Annotated in this window: 9 protein-coding genes; 5 read left to right on the forward strand and 4 right to left on the reverse strand. The window is 68.2% G+C overall.

Features of this window, described 5'->3' with window-relative positions:
* Positions 1-51 precede the first annotated feature (51 nt).
* Positions 52-933 (reverse strand): alpha/beta hydrolase, encoded by an 882-nt coding sequence (locus ABZ434_RS26245; protein ID WP_359141686.1) that lies wholly within the window; start codon positions 931-933, stop codon positions 52-54.
* Positions 934-1,411: 478 nt separating this feature from the next.
* On the opposite strand from ABZ434_RS26245, the gene ABZ434_RS26250 reads away from it, so the two are divergent.
* From ABZ434_RS26250 to ABZ434_RS26260, 3 genes are all read left to right on the forward strand, one after another.
* Positions 1,412-1,981: a hypothetical protein gene (locus ABZ434_RS26250; RefSeq protein WP_359141650.1), complete on the forward strand. Its 570-nt coding sequence runs from the start codon at positions 1,412-1,414 to the stop codon at positions 1,979-1,981.
* Positions 1,982-2,450: 469 nt separating this feature from the next.
* The gene (locus tag ABZ434_RS26255; RefSeq protein WP_359141653.1) at positions 2,451-2,738 is read left to right on the forward strand and encodes a hypothetical protein; all 288 of its coding nucleotides are present in this window, start codon (positions 2,451-2,453) and stop codon (positions 2,736-2,738) included.
* A 135-nt stretch (positions 2,739-2,873) separates the two neighbouring features.
* Positions 2,874-3,824 (forward strand): RNA-binding protein, encoded by a 951-nt coding sequence (locus tag ABZ434_RS26260; protein WP_359141656.1) that lies wholly within the window; start codon positions 2,874-2,876, stop codon positions 3,822-3,824.
* A 359-nt stretch (positions 3,825-4,183) separates the two neighbouring features.
* Here ABZ434_RS26260 and ABZ434_RS26265 read toward each other — a convergent pair whose 3' ends face one another.
* From ABZ434_RS26265 to ABZ434_RS26275, 3 genes are read right to left on the reverse strand one after another with little or no spacing between them, the layout of a single operon-like run.
* Positions 4,184-4,744 (reverse strand): hypothetical protein, encoded by a 561-nt coding sequence (locus ABZ434_RS26265; RefSeq protein WP_359141659.1) that lies wholly within the window; start codon positions 4,742-4,744, stop codon positions 4,184-4,186.
* 2 nt (positions 4,745-4,746) lie between these two features.
* On the reverse strand, positions 4,747-6,546 hold the full coding sequence (locus ABZ434_RS26270) for a DEAD/DEAH box helicase (protein ID WP_359141662.1): 1,800 nt from the start codon (positions 6,544-6,546) through the stop codon (positions 4,747-4,749).
* A 4-nt stretch (positions 6,547-6,550) separates the two neighbouring features.
* Positions 6,551-8,182, reverse strand: a complete 1,632-nt coding sequence (locus ABZ434_RS26275) for an MFS transporter (protein ID WP_359141665.1) — start codon at positions 8,180-8,182, stop codon at positions 6,551-6,553.
* Positions 8,183-9,788: 1,606 nt separating this feature from the next.
* Here ABZ434_RS26275 and ABZ434_RS26280 point away from each other — a divergent pair.
* Positions 9,789-10,166 carry a hypothetical protein gene (locus ABZ434_RS26280; protein WP_359141668.1) on the forward strand — a complete coding sequence of 126 codons (378 nt, stop codon included), beginning with the start codon at positions 9,789-9,791 and terminating at the stop codon, positions 10,164-10,166.
* 531 nt (positions 10,167-10,697) lie between these two features.
* Positions 10,698-10,991 carry a DUF1330 domain-containing protein gene (locus ABZ434_RS26285; protein ID WP_359141671.1) on the forward strand — a complete coding sequence of 98 codons (294 nt, stop codon included), beginning with the start codon at positions 10,698-10,700 and terminating at the stop codon, positions 10,989-10,991.
* Positions 10,992-11,227 lie beyond the last annotated feature (236 nt).

An 11,227-nucleotide genomic window follows, 5' to 3' on the forward strand; every position in this document is an offset into this window, starting at 1 on the left:
CTGTGTTCCACGGAGGGGCTCCGGCTCGACTTCCATGCGTGCCGTGGGCGCTCACAGCCCGGCATCAGCTGCTTTCGGCTGGAGGAATTCGGTGAGTGCGCAGGCCAGGGCTTCGGGCGCCTGTTCGGCCATGTGGTGTCCGGAGTCGATGCCGTGGCCGCGTACGTCATCAGCCCACCGGCGCCAGATCGCGAGGGGATCCCCGTGGAGCTCCTCCAGGTCATCCTGGAGCGACCAGAGGGCCATGGCCGGGCAGGTAATGCGGGCGCCTGCGGCCCGGTCGGCTTCCTCGTGCTGCCGATCGATGCTCAGACCGGCTCGGTAGTCCTCCAGCATTGCCCGCACCACATCGGGATTGCGGATTGCCTGCTGCCACTCGTCGTAGTTCTCGCGCCCCATGACGTCGGGATCACCCCGGTACCAGCTGTCGGGATCCGCGGTGATCACCCGCTCGGGAACGTCCGGTTGCGCGAAGAAGAACCAGTGCCACCACTGTGTGGCGAATCCGACCGTGATCCTCGACAGATGCTCCGTCAGCGGCAGGCAGTCGAGGAACGCCGCTCCGGAGACGGCCTCCGGGTGATCGAGCACCAGGCGCAGGGCCACAGCACCGCCACGGTCATGCCCGGCGAGGGCGAACCGGGGATGGCCGAGGTGACGCATCACTGCGACCACGTCACGTGCGACCGCCCGCTTGGAGTAGCCCGCGTGATCGGTCGTGAACCGCGGTCCTCGGGAGCGTCCGTATCCGCGCAGGTCCGGGCAGACCACCGTGTGACCGGCCTCCACAAGCAACGGCGCCACCCGGTGCCACGTGGCCGATGTGCGGGGATGACCGTGGAGCAGCACCACCGGGGGGCCCTTGCCGCCGAAGCGGACGAAGATCGACGCCTCGCCGGCCTGAACGCGCACCTCTTCGAAACCCTCGAACATCCAGGTCATCCTCTCCTCGGACGGCGGCACACCCAGCGGCCACGGCAGGATCGGCATTCTTCTGCCCTGGCCGACTGACGCCACGCCGACTCGCAGGAAGCGGCTCCCCTCCAGCCCGTCGGGGCGGCTCCCCGAAATTGCGCCAGAGCCCGGCTCAGGGGCTGGCCGCGCACCGCGAACAGGAACGTCGAGGCTAGAGGGGTGAGCCCACCCGCGACAGAGCGGCACGCTTCCGGGGTCATCAAATGGTCAGGGGCAACGGGTGCGGCCGCAGCGCCCGACAACCCGCCCACCGCGAGCACGACCAGCCCTCGCAGCTGGCAACCTCGGTGGCAAGCCCGACGCTGGAAACGGCGCGGAGTACAGTGCGACGATCTGCGCGAGGTCCGGAGGCTGGTCACGGCTACGCGATCCTCTTCCGGGGGGCCTGTGACTATGGCAAAATCGGCCTCCTTTGCCTGTTCCTACCGGGGGGATCATGCGCCACCTCACCACCGCTTCCACACTCGCGACCGTCTGCTGTCTTGGCCTTGCGGCCTGCACGGGAAGCGAAGACCGGAGTACACCTCAGCCGCGCCCGCGCCCCGCGCTGGAGTTGGGGCAGAGCGCGGATACCGCAGGCGTCGGCGGCCGGGGCGCTGCCCAGATCACCGCAGATACGGTCGTCTACGTCGACAGCACCGGTTTCGGCGCCCCGGAGCACGGCCTCTTCGCCGTCGTCAACTACCAGTCGAGGAATCGCACCAAGTCGCGTGTGACGACAACCGCCGAACAGGGCGGCTGGCGGTGGAAGACCGCGGATGGGCACACCCTCACGGCGAGAAACAGCAAGTCCTCGACGAAGGTCGCTCCCATTGGGTTCAGCGAGGGCGGGGCGGTCCTCACCTCTGAGATGGGCCACCAGGACGTGGCTGTGTTCGACATTGCCGCAGCCGAGAAGGGCGGCACCCTCATCTACGTCGACGGCGACGGCACCGCTTTCCGCTGGAAGATCCCAGCGCGCAACTCCGGTTCTGCGGTTCCCGCGTTGAAGTACGCCCTGAGCTGAGAGCCCCCTGCCGTCCGCCTCGGCGCCGACGACGTACGGATCGCCGCACACCACAACCGGGGACGACGTGACCGAACGCCATCTCGGCATCTTCCGCACCTCGGAACCGAAGCCCAAGGCGTCCTTGCCATGAGGCCGACCAAGTCCGGAAATCTTGCCGAACGGTGCGCCGTGGTGGCGAAGTTCGGCGCCCAGGTCGTCGCCGTCATGGATTCGACTGACGGCTCCACCGCTCGACGGCGCAATGGTCGTGGTTCCGGCTCCTGGCCCACGTCCAGCAGCATTCCGGTGCTGTGGGCCAGGTGGACCGATCACTCGTCAGCGTCTCCCCACGACCGTGTGCGCCCTTCCGTACGCGGCAGGGGCGTTGTCACCGACGAGATATACAGCCATTCCACCCGCCGCGTGGCAGGAACCGAACCCGCTGAACGGGCTGACAAACGAGAACGTGGATCAGCACACTGAGCACATGCGCTATGAGACGAGAGCCGAGAGGGCCAAGCTCAGGACCGTAAAGGCCCTCATCTCACTGACCGTTCTCGTCGCCTCACCAGTACTGCTGGTAGCAGGAGCATTTATCCGCCGCCGCTACCTCCGCCACATTTTCCGCGACGAAGCCCCGCACGTGCTCGACAAGCAGCGCGGCCAGGTCAGCGCCCACTACTTCGTCGTCACCCACCCTCTTCTCGCATGGCTCTGCCGGCCTACGGAGACACTTGCCCGCCTCATCGAACGCCGAGGTCGAAGGACAAGCTGAGAGTCGCCATGCGTTGGCAGCCCGGTAGCCACTCGGCCGGGTTTCGTCGGCTCAGGGAGTCTTCCCATATGGTCGCCCCTGCACCAAGCGGGCTCGGGCTATGCTGACGCCCCTTTCCGACTGTCCAGGAGCAGCGTGCCGCCCTCCTTCGTATACCGGCTTACCAAATACGACCCCGCCGACCGTGACGAATTCGGCCGCTACACGGGCGCTGAGGTAGAGGTGAGCGACCATGGCCCGGTGGAAGCGGCGTACCTGACGGCCATCGCCGCCTTCGCGGAGGAATCAGGGCTGGAGCGGCTGGAGATCCGCGAACCCGAGGTCACCGGTTTCGTCAACTTCGGCCTGGAGCCACCGATCGAAGGACACGGGCTCAGCGGGCTCTTCCCGCCCGATCTCACGGGCTATCACGACGGGGCCGAGGTCCCTCTTCCGGTGGCTCTCGAGCTGGTGCGGGCCATGCTCCGCGACAACGGCGCCTGGTGCCGTCTGGAGGCGGGGAACGCGTTCGCCGTGCGCGTCGGATTCGACCAGTACGTATACGTGGGCAGCGACCGGCCCTGCACGAGCGCCGTGGCCCGCTCGCGGGCACTCGGCCTCTTCCCGGAACCGATCACGGCTTCCCCGTACGATGCGGAGCTCGAGGAAGAACCCGGAGTGACGGAGACCGCCGACGAGGACTTCTGGGAGCGCGTCCGTTGGACGCTCGACTCCCACCGGTCGTTGCTTCTGTCGGAGACCTGCGTCCGCCATGCCTCCCGCTGGCACCGCCTTACACTCGGGAACCTCGAAACGGTGCGTGCCGGTCTCGGCCCCCGCGCCCTGTTGAGCATCTATCCCGACCTCGACCCCGACGTCCGGGCCGTCTACGCCGCCCTGCCCGGGGAAGGGCCGGTGGAGTTCGTCTGGGAAGCCGACGACGGGGCGATCCGCCACGTATCCGTCGACGACAGCGACTACCACGAGCTCATTGCCCTGACAGCAGGCGCGCGGGCGGCCTGCTGTTTGCCCGTGTTCGACGAACGCCCCCTACTGCTGTGTGCTGCGTTGCCCGACAACGACGGTGTTCTGCGCGCCCGGTGGTGAATCCGCAGGCGTCGGCGCTTGCCTGGCCCGTCCCGCGGGATGTGACGTGGCGTCGTTCACGTTCAGCAACAGCACTGATCGACAAGCGCGCGCAGGCCATAGGCCTGGCACTGCACGGACCCCGATCACCGGGGACCGAGCTCAGCCCTCGGCCGCCGCCGCGGCTGAGGGAACCCCGATGCGTTCGATCGCGTACCGGACGGCCATCGTCACACCCCTGTGGCCCGCACGCCGATGACAGCACCACGCCTGTGAGATCTCCCTGGGCGAGCGGGGCTGTCGCAGCAGGAGGATGCGGGGCATCAGCGGGACAGCGCGTGGTGAGGGTGCGTGCCCGCCGGGCGAGCCCGTCGGGCGGGTCAATGGGCAACTCTGAAGTAGGCCGCCGCATCAAGGGAGTTGAGCGCGATCCAGCGCTGCGCGGTCGCTTCGGCGGGCGCCTGGCCGCCGCCCGCCGAAGCGTGGAAGAAGCCCTGCACGTCAAGAGCGATGCGGGGATCGTCGTCGATGCGCCGCGCCATGTCGTAGTAGACGGACAGCTCATGGACGCACCGCAGGGTGGCGGTCGGGCAGGAGCAGTGAACGCTGTCGAGGGCCGGCGCGGGCGGATGGCCCGCGTCGGCTGTCGCGCGGTACAGGTCGTCGGTGAGCATGGGGCGGATGCCGCTCAGCTGACGGGAGATCTCGGCCGTCGCTCCCGGGGACATCGGCGCGACCTCGATCGTGACCACCGAGGTGCCGCGGCCTCGGTGCACGACGGCACGAACGGTCCGGTCGTCGAACGTGATCCGGACCTTCCCATCGCGTGCTGTGCGCCGAGCGCTCGGCAGTTGGGGGTCAGGACGGGTCTGGCGCAACGACTCGGCGAACCGGACCCAGTCCCTGCCCCACTTCGTGTAACCGTAGTCGTGGTCGGCCATGGTCAGTTGACTCGCTTCCGGCGCAGGATCTCGATGAGGCGGTCGTCGTCCAGGCGGGCCAGTTCGGCGACGCCGGCCGTGTCGGCGATGTCCGACAGCGCGGACTTGCGGTGGTGCATGGCCGCTATGTGCTCCTCGACAGTGGTACCGGAGGTCAGGGTGGTGACGGTGACCGTGCGGGTCTGACCGATCCGGTGGACCCGGTCGGACGCCTGGGCCTCCACGGCCGGGTTCCACCACCGGTCGAAGTGGATGACGTCGGCCGCGCGCGTGAGCGTGAGCCCGGTGCCCCCCGCTTTGAGACTGAGAACGAGCACCCTTGGACCGTTGACGGACTGGAACCGGCGGACGATGTCGGCCCGCTGCTCCTGGTTCAGGCCACCGTGGAAGAACGGCGTAACCACCCCGAACTGTTCGGCGAAGTGCCGGACCAGCAGCTCACCGGTCTGCCGGTACTGGGTGAAGACGAGGGTCGGAGAGTCGTTCTCCAAGTTGTTGGCCACGATGTCGGCGCACAGGTCGAGCTTGCCCGACCTTCCCGACAGTTCGCCGAGGTCGTCCGCGATCAGCCCCGGATGGTTGCAGACCTGTTTGAGCGACGTCAGGACCGCGAGCACCTTGGTCTGCCGCTGGGCTCCGCTGCCGAAGCCGTCGTCGATGACTTCGTCCAGCAACCGGTCGTACAGCCTCTCCTGCTCCTCGCTGAGGTCGCAGATGAGATCGGCATGGATCTTGGGTGGGAGTGACCCTGCGACCTGGGACTTCTTCCGCATCAGCACGACCGGCTCGATCGCCCCGCGCAATCGGGCGGAAGCGGCCGGGGAGCCGTCCGCGATCGGCCGCACGAAGCGCCGGCGGAACTGCGTCCGGTTCGCGAACAGGTGTGGTGCGACCAGATTGAGCAGAGCCCACAGCTCGTCGAGGTGATTCTCGACGGGCGTGCCGGTCAGGGCGATCCTCGCGTGGGCCGCGATGGTGCGCGCGGCCTTCGACACCTGCGTACGAGGGTTCTTCAGAACCTGCGCCTCGTCGAAGACCGCGGTGCTCCACTGGATCCCTGCCAGGGCCGGGCTGTGCATGCGCAGCGTGGGATACCCGGTGAGTACCACCGTGCCGCCGTCCACCTCGGGCAGCGGTCCACCGCGCCAGATCGTGGTCCGGAGGCCGGGTGCGAACCGAGCGATCTCGTGCGCCCAGTTCCCCACCAACGACGTTGGGCAGACCACCAGTTGCGGTCCCCTATCGGCGCGTCCGGCGACACAGCCGATGGTCTGCAGGGTCTTGCCGAGTCCCATCTCGTCGGCCAGCACCGCCCCGCCATGGGTTTCGATGGTCTCGCGCAGCCAGCTCACCCCGCGCACCTGGTAGGGCCGGAGCCTGGCTGTGAGCGCCGTGAGCATCTCGGCCCCCACCGAGGTGGTGCGGCGGAAGACGCTGCCCGCGTGCTCTTCCGTCGTCACGGCGACACCCGTGGCGTCGGGGACCGCGTGCGCGGCGATCGGCAGAGCCGACTCGCCGCCCGCGATCCACGACCGCCAGGCCTTCACCGACCGGCCGGGCGACTCCAGGGGCACGGCTACGAGCCGGTCAGGCTCGATCAGCACGCAGTCGACGTCGGACACCTTGAGCCTGCCGAGGTCCGGCGTCGGTACGACCAAGGGAACGGTCTCGACCTCGCCGACCGGCGGGGCCGCCCCCACGGCGCCGTCGGCCCAGGTCCACAGGGCGAACATGTGCCGGTCGGGCAGGTAAGTGGCCTGACTCTCCGACCGCGTCCCAGGGCGTTTCTGATGGGTTCCCATGGCGTCAGCGGGTGCCCGCGTCGTTGCCCTCGCGGACGGGTCGGGTATCGGCCCCGACCCGGGGGGCCGCATCGTCCGCGGTCAAGCAGTCTTCCTGCGCAGGCTCCGGCTCGCCCTCCTCGGCCAAGGGCTTGGGGACCGGGCGCAGGGCCAGCAGCAGTACGGCCGCGCCGACGAGCGCGATGAGCATGATCCAGACCGCGCCGACGTGCAGGGCGTGGACAAATGCGTCATCGGCAGCGTGCCCGAGCGTGGGGAGGTGGGACGTGCCGGCGACGTGCCGGGCCTGTTCGGCGGAGACCCGCGCCTGGTCCCGCACCGGTCCGGGGACACCGTGCAGCGAGGGTTCGATCGCGCGTCGGTACACGATCGACATGATCGTGCCGCCGACGGCGATCCCGAACACGCTGCCGGTCTGGCGCACGGTGTTGGTGACGGCCGATCCGGCGCCGGCGCGTTCCAAGGGCAGGGTGCTGATCAGCGCCGCGGTCACCGGGCCGAGCACCATGCCGATGGACAGGCCCTGGATCAGCAGCAGAGTCTCGATGCCGACCAGAGGAGTACTCAGCCCGAAGAGCCCGTACGCGCCCATGGTCAGCGCCGCTACGGTGAGGGCCGGCACAGCGACGAGCCGCAGCGACCAGCGACGCACCAGGCGCGCGCCCATGGGTGCCCCCAGGATCGCGCCGAGCGCGGTCGGGAGCCCGGCCAGGCCCGCCTCGATCGGCGAGTAGCCGCGGGCGCCCTGCAGGTAGAACGCGCTGTAGAAGGTGACGGCGGAAATGGCGAACAGCAGCAGTCCGAGGGCTACGTTGCCGCCACCGAACGCGCGCTGGGCGAGGAGGCGTGGATCGAAGCTCGGCATCTTGCTGCGCAGTTCGACGCGAACGAACACGGCGAGCAGGAACAGTCCGACGACGATCGGAGCCCAGACGTCCGTACGGCTCCAGTCCGCTACCTGCCCCGTGCGGATCAGTCCGTAGGCGAGTGCCGCGAGGCCGCTGATCGACAGCAGCATTCCGGCCGGGTCCAACGGTCGCACGACGGGGCTTCGGAAGTTCGGGACAAGCAGGACGATGCCGATCAGCGCGAGGACCACGACGGGGACGTTGACCAGGAAGACCGAGCCCCACCAGAAGTGGTCGAGCAGCACGCCGGCGAGCACCGGGCCTACGGCCATGCCGACGCCGGCGGAGGTCGAGGAGATGGCGATCGCGGTCGACCGCGCCGGGCCGGTGAATGTCCACATGAGGATGGCCAGGTTGCCGGGCAGGATCAGCGCGCTGCCCACCCCCATCGCGGTCCGGGCGGCGATCAACTGCCCCGCGTCGCCCGCGAACGCCGCCCACATCGAGGACGCGGCGAAGACCACCAGGCCTGCTGCGAGCACGGTCCGGTGACCGAAGCGATCGCCCAGCGCGCCGGCGGTGAACATCAAGGTGGCGAAGGCCAGCGTGTACGCGCCGGTGGCCCACTGCAGCTCGGCCGGGCTGGCGTTCAGCCCACGGACCGGGTCAGCGAGGGTCTCCAGGGTGATACTCAGAACGGTGTTGTCCAGCCAGATGAGCAGGGAACACACCATGAGAACGGCAAGAATCAACTGCTGCCTGGACTTCGGCAAAGTGGATGCAGTCATAAACACCTTCGGACGCGGTCGGGAAAACCTGACGAGCGGACCGTAATCGACCGTCAGGCACGTGTCAATTCTCCGGAGACCGACAACGGAAGGAATTCTTCCGGCATACCCGAGGGCACGCCCCACCAGGTTCTGTCAATTCTTGAAGATGTGACCGGACGGCGATTTAGTACGTACCCAGGGGCACGCCCACACGCACCCTGTCAATTCCTGAACCTGATATTGACCTCCCGCGAATTCCATGCCCCCACCTCGCGTTCCGCCTACGGCCCGCCCGGCCGCCGGGACGGGGAACGCGGCTGGCGCCCCACCGGGAGCGCCTCCCCAAGCACCCGCCCTGGTGGGCACCCTGGGGTCGCCAGGACAGACAGAAGCCTCACACCGCCACCAGGGCGCGGGCGCCCCTTTCCGGCCTGCCGATTCAGCGGGGGAAACATTTTCCCCTCATATCGAGAGAATGAGTGGATCAGAATTCATGCTGGCCAACAGAACAGAATGCAGCGAAAATTTCAGGGGAGGCAAGGGATGACCCTGCAGAGCCACGGATGGAGAGTAGATGACAGCCACGTCCCGGATAGCCGCCCGACATGCTCACCGGATTCACATCGTAAATTCTTCGCCGACGCGGTGAGGCGATATCAGATTCCGTACCGGACCGTTCCGTCCTCGAGAGATTCCATATGCTGCTTGATGACGGCGTACGGAAACGGGATGTCGTAGCCGTTCCGGCCGCCCCCTGCGGCAGGGAGGCTTCTGATCCTGCTCAACGGCCAGGAGCAATGGGTGGCGAAGCCGCCGCATGAGCGTCCCAACCCGTGATCACCAGGCTCGGCAAAGTCTCCTCCGGGTGGTTCCTTCCGAGGATCGCCCCGGTTGCGGGCCCCCTCCCCCGTGCCGGTGGGCCCGGCACCCGGTGAAGTGGGCGGCGCGCTCAAAATACGAAACCGTATGCCGTCAACCAAGTGCCGTCGCGACCAGACCGACGGGCGCCCCCTCTTGACTGCCTTCGGCAACAACGGCTCCCCCATTGGCCACTGTTCAGCCGCGAGATCTTTACGACTCCAACCCGTGAACCCGGATCAGTCACAGCCCCAAAACCCCTATCGGCACAGGCTGCGGGTTGCCCCGTGATCCCCGAGCTGCGTCGGGCGTATTTGGCCGTCGCCCGGCCGCTCGTCCATCCGGCGAGTGTGAGGGTGCGCAGGCGGGTGATGCAGAGCATGGCGCTGTGGACGCCGTCGCCCCTGAGGCTGCAGTGGCGGAGGATGTTCCAGGTCCTGACGGGGCGAGGGTGTGCTCGACGCGGGGACGGACCTGCTCGTGGTCTCGTCCGTCCCTTGCGTCGGCGGTCTGGCATGCCGAGTCCGGTGCCGGGACAGCCGCCGTCGGCGCGATCGTCACGGTCCGGCCGGGCGGCCTGGCGCGCCGGATCCTCCCACGCCTTGCAGTAGTTGCGCGTCCCGGCAAGCGGTCGGCCCACCACGACGATCAGGTGGGTGCCGGAGTCGATGACAACCTGGTGGGTGGTCGAGTACCGGCAATTCCTGGACTGCTCCGCCACCGCGTGGTCCCGGGTTGGACCAGGGTGCGGTCCACAATGAGCACAGTGTCCTTGGCGAACCGCCCACGGGGTTCGAGCGCGAGCATCAGCCCTGCGCAGGCGCGGTTCCAAGGTGACGCTTGCGGTTTCGGCGGACCGGGTTCGCAACCGGCGCAACCGTGGCGCCTCGGCGGCCGACCACCGAAGTTCGACAAGACCGACAACAAGCAGCGCCACGCGGTCGAATGCGGCATCGACCGGCTCAAGCGCCACCGCGCTGTCGCCATCAGATACGACAACGTGCCATCCGCCTACGAAGCGACTGTGCTGCTGGCAGTGCTCAAGGAGTGGCTGTCACCGAACACCGCAGTCGCTCCATCAGCGCTCGGGCTCAGGCACCGGGACACCTTCGGCGAACAGACGCCGAAGGTGTCCGGCCAGTAGCCCGGGGGCGAGGGACGGAGCAACGGGCAGCCAGCTGGTCGTGGTCTCGAGCAAGGGGTCGCCAGCCGCATCAAGGGGGGCGTAGCCCCAGCCGCGACGTGTGCCCCTGGTCCCCCAAAACACAACGATTCCGTTCACCCACGGCCCCCGGGCAAGCGCAGAAGCACCCTTCGGCCAGTAGAAGGCCGTCCCGCGGGCCTCATCCCATCGCTCTGCAGGAGGCAGACCTGCGGCCTCGAGAGCCTGAGCCGAGGCCGAGCAATATTGCCGAATCTCGGCATAGCCCGCCCCCGCCTCAGCCGATGCGCCATCCCGACTGGTCACGGCCCTCCTTCGCCTCGAACCGCCTGCCGCTCCCACGCCTGTGGTGTGGAACGACGCCGCACCCACCCCTCGAGTGCAGCTCACTCCTCGTCCTACAGACGTGACTCAGCCTCCGGCCGCTCGGTCCGCGCCAGGGAGCAAGCCCCTACATGAACACAATTCCGGGCTCAGAAGAGAAGTACGCTCGTCCGAACACTGGAGGTTTTTATGGCCAAGGGCTACTGGGTCAGTGCCTACCGCACCATTTTCGACCCCGAGAAGCTAGCCGCCTACAACAAGCTGGCCGGTCCTGCCGTCCAGGCCGGGGGCGGGCGGGTGCTCGCCCGCGGGGGTCGGGTCGTCGCCCACGACGCCGGAATCGCCGAGCGCACCGTCCTGATCGAGTTCGACACCTTTGAACAGGCGGTCGCGGCGCACGAGAGCGCGGCCTACCAGGAGGCGCTGGTCGCCCTTTCCGACGGCGTCGAGCGCGACTTCCGCATCATCGAAGGCGTCGACTGACCGGTCCACTCACGTGCGGGGCGGCTTGGCCGTCCCGCCGGCCTCGTCGGCAGAACTCACGCTCGCCCGAAGCGAAACGCATGTCCACCAGCACGGGCGAAGGCCCGGTCGACTCGCAGCGGACGGCGAGCTCGTCGGGCCTGGTCGCAGCGCCTCTCGCCTGGTTCAGAAGGCCGATCGGGCGTTCGGCTTTGTGCCTGTGCTTGTACGTTGCGGTCGCAGCCCGGTCCCCGGGC

Source organism: Streptomyces sp. NPDC005761 (assembly GCF_040630635.1).
Classification (GTDB): Bacteria; Actinomycetota; Actinomycetes; order Streptomycetales; family Streptomycetaceae; genus Streptomyces.